Source organism: Paenibacillus sp. Y280 (assembly GCF_056786335.1).
In genome coordinates this window covers 140,456-158,280 of the sequence record NZ_JBXCIW010000010.1, presented here as the reverse complement: position 1 = coordinate 158,280, position 17,825 = coordinate 140,456, and the positions used below count along the sequence as shown (strand labels likewise).

Annotated in this window: 18 protein-coding genes; 13 read left to right on the top strand and 5 right to left on the bottom strand. The window is 45.5% G+C overall.

Annotation, left to right across the window (positions count from 1 at the left end; genetic code table 11):
• Window positions 1-87: 87 nt before the first annotated feature.
• A complete protein-coding gene (locus AC1TPC_RS15240; RefSeq protein WP_482067673.1) occupies window positions 88-1,773 on the top strand; it encodes an ATP-binding protein in 1,686 nt (561 codons plus the stop codon).
• Between the two features lie 275 nt (window positions 1,774-2,048).
• Window positions 2,049-3,953: an ATP-binding protein gene (locus AC1TPC_RS15235; RefSeq protein WP_482067672.1), complete on the top strand. Its 1,905-nt coding sequence runs from the start codon at window positions 2,049-2,051 to the stop codon at window positions 3,951-3,953.
• Between the two features lie 33 nt (window positions 3,954-3,986).
• On the opposite strand, the gene AC1TPC_RS15230 is transcribed toward AC1TPC_RS15235, so the two are convergent.
• Both AC1TPC_RS15230 and AC1TPC_RS15225 read right to left on the bottom strand, forming a co-directional pair.
• Complete coding sequence (locus AC1TPC_RS15230) at window positions 3,987-4,235, bottom strand: NHLP leader peptide family RiPP precursor (RefSeq protein WP_482067671.1); 249 nt, start codon at window positions 4,233-4,235, stop codon at window positions 3,987-3,989.
• Between the two features lie 115 nt (window positions 4,236-4,350).
• Complete coding sequence (locus AC1TPC_RS15225) at window positions 4,351-5,283, bottom strand: hypothetical protein (RefSeq protein WP_482067670.1); 933 nt, start codon at window positions 5,281-5,283, stop codon at window positions 4,351-4,353.
• Between the two features lie 375 nt (window positions 5,284-5,658).
• Between AC1TPC_RS15225 and AC1TPC_RS15220 the strand changes: the two genes are divergently transcribed.
• From AC1TPC_RS15220 to trhA, 9 genes are all read left to right on the top strand, one after another.
• Window positions 5,659-6,228, top strand: a complete 570-nt coding sequence (locus AC1TPC_RS15220) for a hypothetical protein (protein ID WP_482067669.1) — start codon at window positions 5,659-5,661, stop codon at window positions 6,226-6,228.
• Between the two features lie 81 nt (window positions 6,229-6,309).
• Window positions 6,310-7,392: a Gfo/Idh/MocA family protein gene (locus tag AC1TPC_RS15215; protein ID WP_482067668.1), complete on the top strand. Its 1,083-nt coding sequence runs from the start codon at window positions 6,310-6,312 to the stop codon at window positions 7,390-7,392.
• A 285-nt stretch (window positions 7,393-7,677) separates the two neighbouring features.
• Window positions 7,678-8,391, top strand: a complete 714-nt coding sequence (locus AC1TPC_RS15210) for a hypothetical protein (RefSeq protein WP_482067667.1) — start codon at window positions 7,678-7,680, stop codon at window positions 8,389-8,391.
• Window positions 8,392-8,576: 185 nt separating this feature from the next.
• Window positions 8,577-8,906 (top strand): LapA family protein, encoded by a 330-nt coding sequence (locus AC1TPC_RS15205; protein ID WP_482067666.1) that lies wholly within the window; start codon window positions 8,577-8,579, stop codon window positions 8,904-8,906.
• A gap of 22 nt (window positions 8,907-8,928) precedes the next feature.
• Window positions 8,929-9,855 (top strand): TRM11 family SAM-dependent methyltransferase, encoded by a 927-nt coding sequence (locus tag AC1TPC_RS15200; protein WP_482067665.1) that lies wholly within the window; start codon window positions 8,929-8,931, stop codon window positions 9,853-9,855.
• A gap of 32 nt (window positions 9,856-9,887) precedes the next feature.
• The gene (locus AC1TPC_RS15195; protein WP_169087202.1) at window positions 9,888-10,091 is read left to right on the top strand and encodes a hypothetical protein; all 204 of its coding nucleotides are present in this window, start codon (window positions 9,888-9,890) and stop codon (window positions 10,089-10,091) included.
• A gap of 78 nt (window positions 10,092-10,169) precedes the next feature.
• Window positions 10,170-10,382: a hypothetical protein gene (locus tag AC1TPC_RS15190; RefSeq protein WP_482067664.1), complete on the top strand. Its 213-nt coding sequence runs from the start codon at window positions 10,170-10,172 to the stop codon at window positions 10,380-10,382.
• Between the two features lie 100 nt (window positions 10,383-10,482).
• Window positions 10,483-11,178 (top strand): lipase family protein, encoded by a 696-nt coding sequence (locus AC1TPC_RS15185; protein WP_482067663.1) that lies wholly within the window; start codon window positions 10,483-10,485, stop codon window positions 11,176-11,178.
• Between the two features lie 79 nt (window positions 11,179-11,257).
• Window positions 11,258-11,902: a PAQR family membrane homeostasis protein TrhA gene (gene trhA, locus AC1TPC_RS15180; RefSeq protein ID WP_482067662.1), complete on the top strand. Its 645-nt coding sequence runs from the start codon at window positions 11,258-11,260 to the stop codon at window positions 11,900-11,902.
• A gap of 116 nt (window positions 11,903-12,018) precedes the next feature.
• Here the strand turns inward: trhA and AC1TPC_RS15175 are convergent, their stop codons facing one another.
• Window positions 12,019-12,834: a lipase family protein gene (locus tag AC1TPC_RS15175; RefSeq protein ID WP_482067661.1), complete on the bottom strand. Its 816-nt coding sequence runs from the start codon at window positions 12,832-12,834 to the stop codon at window positions 12,019-12,021.
• A 148-nt stretch (window positions 12,835-12,982) separates the two neighbouring features.
• On the opposite strand from AC1TPC_RS15175, the gene AC1TPC_RS15170 reads away from it, so the two are divergent.
• Window positions 12,983-13,951 (top strand): Gfo/Idh/MocA family protein, encoded by a 969-nt coding sequence (locus tag AC1TPC_RS15170; RefSeq protein WP_482067660.1) that lies wholly within the window; start codon window positions 12,983-12,985, stop codon window positions 13,949-13,951.
• A gap of 502 nt (window positions 13,952-14,453) precedes the next feature.
• Here AC1TPC_RS15170 and AC1TPC_RS15165 read toward each other — a convergent pair.
• Window positions 14,454-15,626 (bottom strand): magnesium transporter CorA family protein, encoded by a 1,173-nt coding sequence (locus AC1TPC_RS15165; protein WP_482067659.1) that lies wholly within the window; start codon window positions 15,624-15,626, stop codon window positions 14,454-14,456.
• Between the two features lie 255 nt (window positions 15,627-15,881).
• On the opposite strand from AC1TPC_RS15165, the gene AC1TPC_RS15160 reads away from it, so the two are divergent.
• Window positions 15,882-16,436, top strand: coding sequence for a hypothetical protein (locus AC1TPC_RS15160; RefSeq protein ID WP_482067658.1), 555 nt, complete (start codon window positions 15,882-15,884; stop codon window positions 16,434-16,436).
• Between the two features lie 99 nt (window positions 16,437-16,535).
• Here AC1TPC_RS15160 and AC1TPC_RS15155 read toward each other — a convergent pair whose 3' ends face one another.
• On the bottom strand, window positions 16,536-17,762 hold the full coding sequence (locus AC1TPC_RS15155) for an NAD(P)/FAD-dependent oxidoreductase (RefSeq protein WP_482067657.1): 1,227 nt from the start codon (window positions 17,760-17,762) through the stop codon (window positions 16,536-16,538).
• Between the last annotated feature and the right edge of the window lie 63 nt (window positions 17,763-17,825).

The following is a 17,825-nucleotide window of genomic DNA, read 5'->3' as shown; positions in this document are numbered from 1 at the left end:
TGGGAGGACAATTCACAACCTACCGTCCAGAACGCTGCTTCAAATAGGCTGTCGAGCAAATGGCAAACCTTCACTTATGTGGATGGTTTGCCTGAGAAGCCAGCTAATATTCAAGCTGCATGGCTCAGGTTTAAGCTGCCGGAAAATGATTTCGCACGGCCTGTCTTATTAATAAGCAAGTTGATTGCCAAAGATGTCTCGATATTTATCAATAATAAGCTCGTTTATGAGTCGCATCGGAATTATGCTTATAATAAAAACGAAATTCTTTTGTCTATTTCAGAAAACGAAGCTAATCATATGGTATATATTCTTTTGCATACTGATTCAGACTGGTTGGGTCTAAAAAAACCGATCATTATTGGCGAAGGACAGATTCTTAGTAAAGCTTTTATGAAGCAGGAAATGTTCGATGTAGCAATTGGAGCAACGCTTTTATTTGTATCGCTGGGCATGTTGCTATGCTTTTTGTTTTTGAATAAATCTTATTTGTCCGGTTTGAGCTCCCTTTCTGTCTTTATTTTTTCAATCGGAGTCATGCTTCTCTCTCTTTCTCCATATGTGCATACGGTATATAAGGAATACGGATTTTTCATTTATTATATGTTCGATATTAGCTCTAATCTAGTGATGCCTTCTATTTTTATCTTTTTTGAGAAAATATTTGGAAGAGGTCCCTACGGATTAATAACTCGCTTTAGAAAGGTGCAGGTCGTTGTTTCAACGATTTCATTCATATGGCTGCTTGCTTCATTTATATCGGATGAAATTGAAAAATATTATGCCGTTGTCATGTTGGCTGCTTTTGCCGGAACGGTCATTATTGGCAATATGGTGCTGATTGGCTGTTTTATCAAGTATTGTCTGCAAAAGAATAGAGAAGCCATTATTATCACAATAGGATTCGGCATATTTGCAATGATAGCAGTCATAGAAATCAGCTTGTATTTTATTCAAAATGCGAATTATGATTTGATATACTGGAAGTGGGGCATTTTTAGTTTTATTTCATCCTTAATTCTTATACTGGCAAGAAGAGTTTTGTTGAATTATGAACAGGTTGTAAGCTACTCCAAACAGCTAGATGTATTTAATAATGAGCTTCAACGTTCTGAAAAAATGGATATTATCAGCCAGTTGGCTGCCTCGGTTGCGCATGAGGTTCGAAATCCGCTGCAAGTGACAAGAGGCTTCCTTCAACTGCTCAGCGAGAAATCAACGAATGATAAAGAGAAAGGATTTATGGGGATGGCTATAGATGAACTGGATCGAGCCTCTGATATTATTACCGACTTTTTAACATTCGCTAAACCCCAGCTTGAAGAGATGTCGCTGTTGAATGTTGCTGAGGAGCTCAAAAAAATTGAGGGGATACTGGTGCCTTTAGCGAATATGCAAGGTGGTGTCATCAAGACGGATTTATCACCTTATTTATACGTTCGCGGCGATTCATCGAAGCTAAAGCAGGCAATTATCAATATTATCAAAAACAGCATTGAAGCATTAAACAAAGATGGGACAATATTAATCCGAGCCTATCAGGATGATTCCAACAATGTGGTTATTGCGATCAAAGACAATGGGGAAGGAATGAATGAGGCAGACCTGAAGAGACTAGGCGAGCCTTATTACTCCAAGAAATCGAAAGGAACCGGATTAGGATTGATGGTAACTTTTCGAATTATTGAGGTGATGGATGGAAAAATTGAGTTTAGCAGTAAAAAAGGTGTGGGCACAGAAGCCATCATTCACATTCCTTCAGCAAAAAACTAGTGCTTGCTGCTCCTTAAGGAGTGGATAAGCACTTTTTTTGTCATTTTTTTGCTTCATGCGATGCCCGTTTAATTTCTAATATTCGACATAGTATATGCTATTGTGCCTTTTCGCTAAAGGGAATAAACTGGAATTAGATTAATTATCCATTATATTGCTTCTGATGCGTTGTTTATTTTGAAAAAATGGAAATGCTAGAAGGTTCCAAATCGAAGATTGTCGAAATATAGAACTATATATGGTGGAATTGTAATTCTTACAATATGGGGTGTCCAATGAAGAATTTACATAAATATATAATTGTCTTCGTCCTATCGCTAGCTATTATTAGCTCTTTTCTGGCTATTCCATCCTATGCACAGCCGTCTTCAACAACAACCACTATTACGGAATGGGAAATGATGTGGGAGGAAGATCCTGATAGTACGGTTCAGGAAGCTTCTTCTAAGGAAAGGGCAGAGGATTGGATTTCCAACTCTGAGAACGACGATTTATCTAATAAGTCTGCTGACATGCAAGTCGCCTGGATAAGAATAAAATTGCCTAAATTCGATTTGGCTAGGCCAGCATTATCCATAAACAACTTATCTGCCAAAGATGTTACGATTTATATTAATGAAAATATCGTTTATGAATCCTATCGGAATTACTCGTTTAATAAAAATGAAATCATATTGCCGCTTTTACCTCAAGAAGCTAATCAATCGATATATCTGAAGCTGACAACTAGTACAGGCCCAATCGGAATAAAAGGAAAACTAATGCTTGGTGATTATCAAATTCTAGATAAAAGCTATATGAAGTATGAATTTCTAGATATTATTTTGGGTGCTGCCCTTGTTTTTATTGCAGTAGGGTTGCTTCTTTGTTTCTTATTTATAAAAAAAATATATTTAGCAGCGGCTAACTCATTAATGATAATTATCCTTTCGGTTGGATTAATGATAATTTCTCATTCCTCCTTTTTACATAGGTTTTATCCTCAATTAGGTACTACAGCTTATTATTCATTTGACCTTGCAACAACATTACTTATGCCTGCCTTATTTCTCTTTTTTGAGAAGGTTTTCGGTAAAGGGCCTTATCAATTAATTACTCGATTTAGAAAACTTCATATTTGGTATGCTTTTATAAATATTGGGTTCTTTGCTGCTGGATTTTTATTAGATGGGGTAAGAGAGTGGTATTCTATTTATGGTTCAGCCGTTTTTGCTGTCTTTATACTCATAAGCAACCTACTTCTAATTGTTCTGCTTATTAATTTTTGTAGACAAAAAAATACAGAAGCCATAATATTGGCTACTGGCTTTAGTATGTTCGCTGCAATAGGGGGAGGGGAGCTGGTCTGGTATTACATAAATAATATGAATTACTTTATGTTTGTGTGGAAATGGGGTATTCTCTGTTTTCTAAGTTCATTAGTCATTATTCTTGCTCTTCGAAGCATTCAAAATTATGAACAGTTATTGAAGTATTCGAAGCAAATGGAAATATTCAATCTTGAGCTTCAACGCTCTGAGAAGATGGATATCATTAGCCAGCTTGCTGCCTCAGTTGCGCATGAGGTGCGAAACCCACTGCAAGTAACGCGAGGGTTTTTACAAATAATCGGGGAAAAAGCGAGTAATGACAAAGATAAAACCTTTATGCTGCTTGCCATTGAAGAGCTGGATCGCGCAGCAGAAATTATTACCGATTTTCTGACCTTCGCCAAGCCTCAGATGGAGCAATCAACTATACTTAACATTGGAGAAGAGCTGCAGCAAATAGAAGGTATTCTCATTCCCTTAACGACCATGCAAGGCGGAGTAATTACGGTGGATTTGGAATCAGAGCTATATGTTCGGGGAAATTCGTCGAAATTTAAGCAAGCGCTTATTAATATCATAAAAAATAGCATTGAGGCTTTAGGGCAAGATGGAGCTATTCATATTCGAGCATATGAACATGAGAGTACTAAAAATGTAATGATTCAAATTAAAGATAACGGTGAAGGAATGAATGAGGCTGATTTGAAGAGGCTAGGCGAACCGTATTATTCGAATAAAACGAAGGGCACAGGGCTTGGGCTTATGGTTACCTTCCGGATCATTGAGGTCATGAATGGTACGCTGCATTTTTCTAGTAAAAAGGGGTTCGGTACTGAAGCATTAATCGAATTCCCGCAAGAGAAGAAATAAAGCCCCTTACCATATGGTAAAGGGCTTATTTTTTTATTCAGTAGGCCACATCGGAATGCCAACTTGGACGTCATCGTTGTTCTCTGCAGGATTCACGGGAAGAACGAAATAAAATTTATTCGCCGACTCCTCTACTACCTCTACTTCGATTGTATCCGGTACATCAACGCCAAAAGCGTCTTTAACGGCAGCTTTCGGATTGGCTAGAAGCTGTTTTTTGAATTCGGCATCTTCCCATGCCTTTTGAATAATTTGTTCTTGCAATGATTGCTTTGAGGACACAATGATCACCCTTCCGAATATGTATAAGTTTACCATACTCAGTTTAACATGACCTTTCGACAAATTCCAAATATAAATTCAAATATTCGACAAATAATAGAATCTTTTGGACCTATCAAGTCGTTTGAGTAACCAAAAAATGGTTAAAACCACCCTTGAATAAGAGACACTTGTTTAATTCTATCGCCTCATGAATCTGGTTCAAACGATTCACTATAAAAGCATGAAACTCTACCAGCTCTACCGCTCCCGCTTCCATAGCCACTATCAACGCATGATTATCTTCGACGAGCTGCACATACGGCTTTAGGCACCCACGTATATAGATGGCATTTTCTGCGTCCTTTTCAGTTAAGGGGCTGTCTGAGGCACGATCAGCAGCAATCATCGCCAGCAGGCCGTTATAGCTGCCATCCGCCAAATCTTCCTTCCAGTCCGCGTAGTCGTCTGCCATCTGAAGCGTCATTAATACGATGTCGATTGTACGCTCCAGCTTTGCTATTAACTCCGTACGTCCCGACAAAAGCAATGCACCCGTACTTGCGATTTTGACTGGCCCGGCTTTGCCAGCCGTGCGGATTGGCTCATTAATGAAGTAATCCTGGCGATCCTCATTCACGACACTGTCCGCCCATGTTGTCACATAACGATGATAATAGTTCCAAAACACGGAATCAGAAGGGAATAGCTCGCGAAAGAGGCTGAACATTTCAAGCTGCAGCAAATTGCCGAGCGCAAGCTTCTCCTTCCAACGAGAAGAGGGCTTGCTATCCATCACATCATCCTGGATAAAAAAATAGAGCATTCCATATACATTAGCTAATCCGAGTTTCTCACACTGGGCGTTGCTAATACCGCTCGGCTCCTTGACCCAGAAGGGGAGCAGGCTGCATATGTAATCCTTGCCGCTATCCTGCTTCACAGGGTTGAACTTTTCAGAGTAAGTATGACCAATAGCGTTTAGCGGCTCTGGAAAAGCAGCGATACGGCGCTCAGCTTCCATATAAACCTGCTCCAGCTGATTTTTGTAACGGGTATACCATTCCATTGCGAAGTCCTCCGTGACCATCCATATGATTTGAAAAGACTATACTAAATTGTAATTTTGCAGCATATATATAGTAAATGAACGATGTCATTATTTTCCTACTATATCATCTTTCAAATAAGCAAATGTTAACATTTTTTTAAGCAAGAGGGAAAAAAGGCGAACAACCTTATTGAGTATAAGGAGAAAATCCAGTAAAATAAAGAAAAGCTATGTAAAGATGAATGATTGGTAGAAGACCCTCTGTCACAAAATGTTTACAAAACTGGACTAAGGTCGAGGACATTCCTATTACCTGAGCAGGTTTAGAATTTTGTTCTCCTGCATTAAAGTTAATACGAAGATGAGAGTTCTTTAATGTGGAGGTAGTACGGCATGAATAGAGATGTTGAAATTTATGTGCTCTTGACGAATACGGGTACATTATTCTCAAAGACTATTAGATGGTATACGAAAAATATGTTAAACCATGCATCAATAGCATTTGACAGCGATTTGAATGAAGTGTACAGCTTTGGGAGAAAGAATCCGAACAACCCATTTTTTGCGGGATTTGTGAAAGAGGATGTACGCGGCGAGTTTTTCGAGCATTCAACCTGCGCTTTATACCGATGCACGATCAGTCATAGCTCTTATATTAATATCAGAAATCAGATCCATTATATGGAGAAAAACCGGGATCAATACAAATACAATCTGCTTGGCATGTTTGGCATTATGCTTAATATTGAGATGAAACGAGAATACGCTTACTTCTGCTCGCAGTTTGTCGCTTCGGTGTTCGAGGAGAGCGGAGTGAATTTGGTCAATAAGCCATCATTATTCGTAACGCCTGCTGATCTGGAGAATACGTCATTGCTGGAATTAGTATACCACGGCAAGCTGCATGCCTATACGGGCTGCAAAGAGGAAATTAAAGCGACGGGCACTTTCCGAACAGCTTAAAGAAGATCTCACACGCGGAGATCTTTTTCTTTTTAAATAAAAGCAGGGAACAAACCATTGATTGGGGAGGCTGGTTTTAAAATGTCCACTATCAGTTTTGGCATTGTCGGCGGAGGCTGGCGCGCAGAATTTTACATAAGGATTGCGAAAGCGCTGCCTGAGCGATTTCACATTCATACCATACTTGTACGAGACGAGGAGAAGGGGAGGGCGCTCGAAGCAAAATGGGGCATTCGAACCGTTCGCAATGTTGAGCAGTTTGTGGAAGAAGCAGCGAATATTAGTTTTGCTGTTGTGTCTGTGCCTCGAACGGCAGCTCCTGATCTAATCCGCCAATTAACCGAACATCGAATTCCGGTACTGGCAGAGACGCCGCCGGCGGCTGATTTGGCTGGGCTTACTGATTTATATGACTCTTTGCCAAAGGATGCGTTGGTACAGGTTGCGGAGCAATATTTGTTTCAGCCGATGCATGCTGCCCGTATTCAGCTCGCCCGCTCCGGCAAGCTTGGCGAGGTGAAGCATGCACAGGTTTCGGCTGCCCATGATTATCATGGCATCAGCCTTATTAGACAGCTGCTTGGCGTCGGCTTCGAGCATGCCGCTATTTGCGGCCAGCAATTTGAATCAACGATTATGCAAGGGCCTAGCAGGCAAGGCGATCCCCTCGAAGAGCGTATCGTACAATCCGTGCAGCGGATCGCGACGTTTCGCTTTGGCGACAAGCTGGCTGTGTATGATTTTACGGGCGATCAATATTTCTCTTGGATACGGCGCAGCAGAGTGCTTGTAAGAGGCAGCAAAGGCGAGCTTGTGGACTCGGAAGTCAGCTACTTAAAGGATTATGCTACTCCCATTCATACAGAGCTTCGCAGGGTGGATACCGGTCATCACGGCAATTTGGAGGGCTATTACCATCGTGGTGTCACCGCTGACGGAGACTTTGTGTATCAAAATCCGGTCGCTCCCGCAAGGCTAAGCGATGACGAAATTGCGATAGCTACGTGCTTGCTGCGTATGGGAGATTACGCGTCAGGGAAGGGAACATCTTTCTATAGCATCGCTGAAGCGGCACATGACCTTTATTTGGCGCTGTTGATGGGACAAGCGATAGAATCAGGACTGACTGTCCATACTGAAAAGCAAGTTTGGATGAATAAATAAGACATTTAGTATACAAAATTGGTGCTATTTACATACAGGAGTTATTCATGCCCTATGATAAAATATGCTTAAACTGCAACGACTCTAATTCACATTTAATGTGATTGAGTCGTTTTTTGTTTTCTGGAGTCGAATTGTACAGAAATTGTAAAGAGATGTGGGAAATACTGGCTTAAAAGAATTGCTATTATCGGCTAAAATCAGGAATGCGATCAATACCTCCTTTGACTGGGCGATCGACACCTTTTAGGTTATTTATGAACAGCGTATAAGGAGGATTATGGATTGATTAGGAACCGGAAGATGTATCTAACGGTCAGTTTGCTTGTTTTGTTTATAGGCGCTGCTGTGGGCTACGACAAGCTGCCATCTCCTGAGAAAGAAAAGGGGCAGACTTCTGAGCTATCCGCTTGGCTGGCGGATTGGCAATGGCAAAACGGGCTTGAGAATGTGGAGATATTGAAGGAAGGCTTAACAAGCCAGCCGATGTTTGCTGCTTATTTCGATCAGTCGGACAGCCTCTATTTTACGGAAGATTATTATGAGGCAATGCTTGAAGTTCTAAAGCTCTATGAGCAGAGTGGGCTTGATCACTTCTATTTGACGGTTGTGAATGATCAAATCCTGCCGAGCGGTGAATCGCTTCAGAAGAACCCGGCTTTAATAAAGCGCCTGATGAGCTCGGAGGAGAGCCGCAGGAAGCATGCGGATGAATTGATAGCCGTTGCCGAGCAGTTCGGTTTCGGTGGCGTTGAACTAGACTATGAGAGAGTCGCGGATGAGGATTGGGATAAGTTTTTGCTGTTTATCTCCGACCTATATTCGCGTCTGCAGGATAAAGGGAAGTCGCTTCGCGTCGTGCTGGAGACTCGGGCCAAGATCGAGGAGCTTAAGCTGCCGGAGGGGCCTGACTATGTCATGATGAGTGGCGATACGGAGACTTGGCGAATTGCAAAGGTCTTCTCTCGATTTTTTGAAGCAGTATGCAGGGTGAAATAAGGGTAATAGGGACTTTCGCAAATGCGTCCAGCATCTGCGAAAGTCCCTTTCTTTTCCTCTAAAACATTCGAACAACAATTAAGGCAATTGCTTTTTTTGAATGGGAAAGGGTAGAGCCTGGCGCAGGGAAGATAGGCGAACCGATGAGGTTTGTGGTATTATTTTTGGAAAAGGGAGGGAACGGCATGAAGGGACAAGGTGTACTTATTTCCGCGTTAGTGTTCGCGCTTCTTATCGCGATATTTGCTGTAATCAATGTCGATTCCGTACAGGTCAACTTCTTTTTTGCGAAAACAACGCTTCCGCTTATTCTTGTGATACTGGTATCGACGCTTCTCGGAGGCGTAACGGTCGGGCTGCTCGGCATGATTCGCCAGATCCGTCTGCAGCGGACGATCAAATCTTTGGAGAAGCAGCTTGCTTCGCAGACGGCTGAAGCTGAGCGGCTTGGCATATCGCTGTCGCCACTAGGTTCTGAGCCAAAGCAAGCGGCTCCAGCAACTCCAGTCGAATAACTCAACTTAGATAGCGAGGCCAATGATGTTTATTTATACGTATGCATGTCACGAGGATGAGGCAAACTTATGCCAGCTTGAGCTGCAAACGCTGTTTGGGCACAAGGTTGATAGCGGAGGCGGGATGATCGACAGCTCGTATGAGCTGCCGGTAGATCGCAGTCCGTTCGTGAAACAGCGAATATCCGTTATGCTTTCGGCAAACAGCTTTGAGGAGCTTGTCTTGCAGCTTCCAGCCATAGAGCTCGAAGGTAAAACGTTTAAAGTGCTGTTTAGTCAAGGCGACGAGACGTTTACTTACGAGGAGCGGCGCCAGCTGGAGCGGGCAGCCGGCGCAGTCATTCGCGGCAAGGCGGACATGCGGAGAGCGGAACGACTCTTTGGCTTGACGAAGCTGAACGGACGCTGGTATTTCGGGCCATGCGAGGAGAATAGTGCGCTCTGGCTAAAGCATCAGAGCAAGCCGCAAAATTATTCGACGGCGCTCCCGACAAGAGCGGCGCGTGCGATCGTTAATGTTGCGGCAGGGCCAGCGCCTATGCAGCTGCGGCTTATCGATCCGTGCTGCGGAATGGGCACGGTCCTTATTGAAGCAATGTCGATGGGCATCGACATTGAAGGGGTGGATCTCAATCCGCTTGCGGTGAGGGGCGCGCGCCTTAATCTGGTTCATTTTGGCTATCCGGGTGTTGTCAGGCTGGGTGATATGAGGCTTCTTGAAGGGCAATACGATGCGGCAATCGTGGATATGCCCTATAATTTATGCTCGGTGCTGCCGGAGGAAGAGCAGCTTGTTATGCTTCAATCCATAAGGAAATTTGCGAAGCGAGCGGTTATTGTAACGACTGCTCCGATCGATTTACAGCTGGCAAAGGCGTCTTGGAACATAACGAAAAGCGCAACCCTGAGCAAAGCCTCTTTTACCAGATATATAAGTGTAGTAGAATAAGAAGTATGTAGCGCATGAAACGAGGTGAACCTATGTCTACAATTGATCAAAACCAATCCGAAGAGCAGCCGAAGCAGCTGACTCAAGCGGAGAAAGCGAAGCAACTGCTCGCTCAGAAGAAGCAAGCGAAAGCAGGCGGAGGACCCGGCCAAACGCATCTATCCACAGGGACGCAGGCACTGAAGAGCCAAAACACGAAGAAGGTAAACAATCAACGTAAAAAAATGGGTGTATAGCTGCTGGAGTGTTATTTTTAGCCGCAGATATAGCAACGAAGAAGAGCGCCGGCTGACAACAGCTGAGCGCTCTTTCTTTTGTGCCAAGGCCGATTAGTGGATGGCAAGGACGGCACGAAGGTTGCGATGGCACCAGTCAAGGTCTTGCAACGTAAAATATGGACGGGGACAAAAACGAGAGATCAGCAGCTTGATTATCGTAATGTCCGAGCATTGCCGCTTAAGCAGACAGCAGCAGGCATCGGATTCGAGGTAAATCTATGCGGCAATTACATTTATATACAAGAATGAATCATGCAGCAATCCCACATAATGAATATACGACAATGATTCACCCATACATGCAAAAACGCTTCACCTTTATTACGAAATAATTACGGAGGGATTCGTTATGACGGCAACAAAACCATCACGAATGAGCATTTATTTGCTTGCCGGTGTCGCAACATCTAACAGTATATTTACCGAATGCAAAATAAAACTCGAAAAAATGTTTCAATCTGACGGAATTGATCCGGTTATTCATGTCATCTTCCCTTATGGGGATGCCAGCAGAAGCGTGGTTAGGCAAGTGCTTGAGGTAAAGAGCGATTTGTCCAACCGTCTTACGGCTGGACGTATTGGCGGGCAGCTTGCGCTGAACAAAATCAAGGAAACATTAACGAGTGAACGCTTGCTGTTGATCGGACACAGCGGAGGCGGAGCGGCAGCCTACCAAGCGGCGAAGATGCTCTTTGAACAAGATAAAATCGAGGATTTTCGAATCGTGCAGGTCGGATCGCCTAGAACGCCGATTGAGCCGAAATTGCAGGAACGCGTTAGTTATTTTCATTCGATCGACCGCTTAGGCAAGCTTAATGATCCGATTAGCCGTATCGGCACATGGGGCGGTTGGAGCAGAAGTGGATTTACGATGCCAAAATGGAATCGCATGAAGTATGCGCCAGGTTATGTGGAAGGCATTCCAACAGTAGGGGGACATGCCGATTATTTTCGCCATACGGAGGACTATACCGACCAAGAGGCTGTATGCAATCTCGACAAAACGATCGATCGCATGCGCGGCTGGTTGAAAGGGTGGGTCTGATCCTTTACACTAGGGGGAGAGGAAGCAGCGCTTGAAAGTCATTCGAGCGATTGCTTGCGACTTAGGAGGTGAGTGGCCTATGGCAAATACCCATACGTACTCCAAGAAGGAAGAATTAGCGAATGCGATCACGCATGGCATCGGGGCAGGGCTAAGCGTTGCAGCATTAGTTGTGCTTATTGTATTCGCTGCAACGAAGGGAACGCCCTTTCATGTCGTAAGCTTTACTATATATGGATCAGCGATGCTGCTTCTTTATGCGGCCTCTACGCTCGTACATAGTTTTCCAGAGGGGAAAGCGAAGCGAGTATTTGAATCATTGGATCATTCCTTTATTTATGTATTTATTGCCGGGACATATACGCCGATCCTATTCCATATTGTGCAAGGGAAGCTTGGCTGGGTGCTGTTTGGCATCGTTTGGGGAGCTGCCGTTGTCGGGGTGGCGTTCAAAGCATTCTTCGCCTCGCGCTTTCTGTTTACGTCAACCCTTGTTTATATCGCGATGGGCTGGATTATCGTTTTTGCTTGGAAGCCGTTGACTGCGCATCTCGCACCTGGCGGCGTACAATTGCTCGTAACAGGCGGATTGCTGTATACGTTTGGCACCGTGTTTTATATGTGGCGCAGCTTCCCTTATCATCATGCGGTATGGCATTTGTTCGTGCTCGGCGGATCGATTGTTCATTTTTTCGCGATACTGCTATATGTGCTGCCGGCGTAAAGAGGCTGCAAAAGAAATCATTCAAAAATAGTGAAGGTAACCTTACTCGCCATGAAGCTGGCTTCATGGTAAATAGGATTGCCTTCACTATTTTTTTTGTTTGGGCAAGTCATAGGCTAAAGCTCAATCGCCGGGCACCAGCCAGGGGGTTCAGAGCAAACGGACAGCGCAAAGTCGGGTTCCTCATTAACAAGATCAGCAAAATAGCTGGATAAGATGTGGTTGCCGGAAACCGAGCCCATCCGGAAGGAGCGCTTAACCTCACCCTTTACGTGCATATAGTAATATGTCTGTTTCGTATTTGGCGATTGATAGACGAGCGTAGGCAGATGGGGGACAATATCGAATTCATTTTGAAAACGCCAATGTGTCGCTACGGTTGAATTGTAGCTGTTCACAAACTTCGGATCACCGACTCTCGGAGCGCCGAAAGTGTATACAATTGGAGCAGTAAATGCGGAGTTGTTGGCCAGATCGATGGATGCGAGCGTAGCAAGCGCCCCGCCTAGGCTGTGTCCAGTTATGAATAACGGCCTTTCCGGCGGAAGCTGCTTTATAATTTCAAGTATTTGAGAGCGGGCGGACATGTAAATGTCAGTAAAGCCTTTATGGGTGAGACCCGTATTTTTGACCGGTCGGTATGTTGTCTGCTGAGCAATGAAATCCGATACCCAATCGACAGCCGAGCCGCTTCCGCGAAAAGCAAGCACAGACGCACGCTCCGAGGTCAGCACAAAGCCAAATCTCTCATCGCTGTTGTCATAGGCTCTTGCTGTAAACTCGCTTACTAAGCTGTATGTTCTGGGTACAAGAAACAGTCCGTCCTTGTTATTGTATTGCAGATACGTTTGTCCGCAAACCGCAGCCAAAAACAGGGCAGTTCGAAGATCGAGTTCTTGCGATGCAACCGTGCTTCTCGTTTTTGTTCTCATATCATCCCTCCGCTCATACCACTCCGGCCATACTGATGTTGTATTGTATGACGGTATGGGCGGATGGGTACCAGCGTATAAAAATGGACTTTACGCTGTTGCTCCAAGTATAATCTTGGATAAACCCATTATGAAAGGGGATTCATACATGACTCTTCAAATAGGAATTGTTGGAACAGGCTGGTTTGGCATGATGCACGCGGAGAAGCTTGCTAAGCTGGCTGGCGTTAAGGTAGCGGCTTTCGTTGCGACGAGTCAGCAAAAAGCGGATTTGGCAGCACAGCGCTTCGACGGAGCAAGCGGTTACGAATCTATACATCATATGCTGGATGATCGGAAGCTCGATGCGGTGTACATATGCGTCCCGCCGTTCGCGCATGGAGAAATCGAGCGTGCGCTCATTGAACGCGGCATTCCTTTCTTGGTGGAGAAGCCGATTGGCGTAGACGAGGAGCTGCCTACAAAGATTTTGCAGGGCATTGAAGAGAAGAAGCTGATCACATCAGTTGGCTATCATTTCCGCTATATGGACGGCACAGACCGCGCAAGAGAGCTGCTCCGTGATCGAACGGCACTCATGGCGCTTGGCTACTGGATGGGATCGATGCCTGGCGTTAGCTGGTGGCGTAAAATGGAAGGCTCAGGCGGACAATTTGTTGAGCAAACGACTCATATCGTCGACTTGCTAAGATATACGTTAGGTGAAGTGAGCGAGGTTTATGCCGCCTATGGCGACCGTTACATGAGCAGCGTGAAGGAGGGAGTTTCCGTTCCCGATGTTGGAACCGTCACATTAAAGCTAGCGGGTGGCGCTGTCGCGACGATCAGCAACACATGCGCCATTCCTGCCGGTGACCGTGCTGGACTGCATATATACACGAATAAAGGCGTGCTTGAGCTGGCGCATGGCGGGCTAATCGATACGGAATCGGGACGCAGGACGGAATATGCCAATGAAACTGATCCTTACGAGCGTGAGAACGAAGCTTTCCTTCATGCGGTTAAGACGGGCGATTCCACGCGAATCCGCTCAACCTATGCGGATGCGGTGCTTACCCATCAAGTGACGATTGCTGCGAATGAATCAGCACGCACGGGGTTGCCGGTGAAGCTGTAAGCAGCTGCAATAACGCAGAAGGGGCTATCCCAAAAATAGATGCTCGCTGGGAAGATAGCTCGCTTTGAATGGAATGTTGGAAGACATGAAAAAATAGCGGTACAGGGGGGCTATTCCTGTACCGCTATTTTTCTATTCAGGTCTATGGTTGCTTGGCTTTATGAGTTTGTGGGAAAGGAAAGAGAAAGTCTCTCCGCCTCCAGGCTTAACTATGCCAAGCCACGAAGCAGGATTCGGCGGAATCCCCGGTTCTGTAGTCTCGGATTCAATCATTCAAGGGGCTGAGCCCTCTTGAGTCAGTAAACGGGAAAAACTCCCGTTATTTCAAGTGTTTTTTTTGCAAAAATCAGGTTTAGATGGATTTTCTCCTGTTCATTCCACAAAACTGAAATGATTTGAGATAGTATTTTATTTCAAACTTAACGAGCTGAATTGGGATGTTCCCATTCCGTGCGAGCACTTTTGGTACAGCCCCTTTTTTTCTATATTATTCCTGCACGTCTTATCTTCGTCTTCTTGGAGGGTGCGTTTGCTCGTCTGCAGCAGCCGATGCTGCTTGCTCCGAACGGCTGGCCTTTTTGCGCTGAGATCTTTTTAATAGGGAGACGGAATCGTCCGCGACAATTTCTTTCGGATTGCGTCCATTGAGCAAGTCGCCGGTCCAGCCCTTCTTCCAGAGCCAAAAGTACATAAAAACCGTAATGATAGCTATTAAGGATATCATCGCGGTAAAGCTCCATTTGTTTTCTTTAAAGGGAATCTCGAAGTTTACTCCCAATATGCCGCCAATGATTGTAGCAGGAAGGAAGAGCACCGTAAATATCGTCAGCGTCTTCATAATATCATTGCCGCGGAAGTTTGAGATCGCGTCATCCATCGAAATGAGTGTATCGATCTCCAAGGCATAATGCTTCAGCAGCGCCTCGATTCTCTCGAGCTTATGCGTAATCCGCTTGAAGGTGTCCGTCTCGGTAAGCTCTTCCATGAAAGCTTCCTTAGCGGCACTGTGCACCTCTCGCACCGGGATAAACAAATGGCTCCAATGGAGCAAATCATAGCGTCTCTCAAAAATAGTATCGATAAGACCGGTCCGGTTCTCATTGCGCATCGTTGTTTCGAGCTCGCCGAGCCTGGTCTCGAAGCCGTCGAGTCCAGTGTGGAATGTCTCTAAAATGATGCTGAGCATAATAAATAGAGATTCTGGCGCACTCTTACAGCCCTCAAGCTTAGGAACATGCTCAATCGATTGAAGCCGCAAGGGCAAGCGCATATCTTCATGCATCGTAATCATACGGTGCTTGGTCAGCCAAAAATGAAAGGGCTGAACATCCGTTTGATCCTCTGATACTTGAAACATGAGTGTACCGTATAACAGCTTCTCGCCGTTCGATAAATCGCCAACCGATATATTATTTGTCCGTCTCCCAGCGCATTCATCGATCCAGGAAGCGCACTCTGGATAAAGCTGCTTCAACTCATCCGTTTGATGCTCTATGCTATCCTGCTCTATTTTTGAAATGGCCTTGACGGCTCTTTGTTCTTCGCGTGAAGACGTGGTCTGTCTTTGTGTGTTTTTTCTGCTTGGCAAGGGTTCTTTCCTAACAACTTGCCCCCTCGCTTGCTGAAGCACATGCCATTCCCATCCTGCGGGATAGCGAAGCATCCGATGGATCATCGCTTTGCCTCCTGCTTGTCCGATTTTCCAATATCTATTTCTCCATCATACCGCGAACAGAAGGGTTGCACAACCTGCTCAGCGGAATAGACAAATCCTTTACACGTTAATGTCCTAAACGAACAAAATACGACTTATTCAATCAAAAACAGGGCATACCAAGATTAGCATGTCTCTTAAGACAGCTTACGCCTGCCAAGCGGCCGCATGCAAATTCGCTTTTGCATTCGCAAAGGCTCTCAGGAGGGAACATTCATGGCAAGAAAAATAGCAATATTCGATACAGAACGGCAAGCAATAACGGCAATTGAGCAGCTGGAGCAGGCCGGATTCGTCAAAGGCGAGCTAAAGGTGCTGGCGAAGGATTCCTATCATTCCCGTCGCATAGAAGCAGAGAGCGACGTCCATGTCGACGAGATCGGCGAGCTTGAGGATATGCCGGATCGTCAAGGGCTTGGAGTCCTAGGCATGGCTGCAGCATCCGGATTTGGCGGAGCTGGCGTTAATGCTGTTTATGGAGCAGCAGGCTATGGATCAGCACCCTATGTTGCAGGGGGTTATCCATTTGCAGCAGCTATGCTGCTTGGTGAGGACGAGCATAGCGATACGCTGCAGGCGCTGGGTCTTGACGACAATGAAGCAAAGGTATGCAGTCAGGCGCTGCAAAGCGGATCATTAATCGTAATCGTAGAAACCGATGAAAGCAAATCGTTGCTCGATAAGGACGGCGGACCCGATTTATCGAGACTGGGCGCGGCAGAGGCCGTCTTTCGCACATGCAACGCTTCTTCCATAGCTGACGGAGCCTAGAGTCCCGCATTCCGCACACGCGCACACATAATAGGAAGAAGCCTCATTTTTTCGCGCAGTGAATTCCGTGCGGCTGGATGAGGCTTCTTATTTTATACACTAGTGAGCGAGCGAACCGCGATCCAGCTTAACGATATCCGTTAAAGGATGGGTATTTCCGCGAATAAGGTCACGGAGCAGTTGGGCTGCGATCATGCCATACACAGAACCGTTTCCCCCATATCCTAAGCTGTAATAGACGTTCTTCCATGCCGGGTCGACGCCTATAAAAGGCAAATTGTCTCGCGACTCCCCAAAGGTGGCGCTCCATTCGAATGCAATAGGAGCTTGCAGATCGGGAAACAAATCCATTAAACGCTCGTGCAGCTTATTTGACCGTTTGGCTCTTTCTTGTTCACTCCGCAGCGGCTTTTCCGAGTCCTCATCCAAGCCACCGATAACGACGCGCCCGTCAAGTGTCGTGCGCATGTATAAATAAGGACGAGCTGTTTCCCATATCAGAAATCGGTCATGCCAGCTTTGGAGATTTGACTGTACGCCGGTGACAAGCGCGAAGGAACGGTTTAATTCCGCCTTGATGAGCTTTCCGCGAAGCTCCTCTGGTTCATAGCCCACGGCATATACGACATGCTCTGCCTCAATCTCATAGCCATCCGCGGTGCGGAGACGATGAAGGCCGTTTGGCAGCGTATCATGCACGACGATATCAGTTTGCTCATGGATCTCAAGTCCTGCAGAAGCGGCGGCATTCGCAACATCGTTAACGAATTGATAAGGATTCACCTCGGCATCGCCGTGTGTAACGATAGCGCCTGATTTTCGGAACGGAAAATGCTTCATGATGTCATCCGGCGACCAAAATTCAACATCTAGGCCGCAAGCCTTAAGCGCTTCGTATTCCTTTTTAAGCTTGGGCAAATCCTGCTCGGTCGAAGCATAATAGAGACTGCTTCTTCTTCTGAAACCGACATCGACCGAGAGTGAGTCTGCTGTCTTCGCGAGCATATTGACGGCATCCTTGCATGCTCTGTAGAAGGCTTGCGCATCCCGCTCCCCGATTTGATCGATTAAATCACAAAGCATAATATCGTTGGAAAACTGAAGCAACCCGGTATTCGCAGAGGTGCTTCCGCCTGCTACCTGACCGCGTTCAAGCACGATAGTCGAGAGTCCGCTGCTATTGAAAACTGAGCCGCAGATCGTTCCTGACATGCCTCCTCCGATAATGGCCACCTGAGTTTTTTTGTTTTGCCGCAGAGGTTCGAATTCCCTGGTATTGCCCAGAGTATCCGGCCAATAAAGGTTGCCGGTATGCAGCTCTTTCATAGGTCATCACTCCCTACGATAGTATTACCCGAATTTACGAATATGAAGCGATGCTTTGTTGAT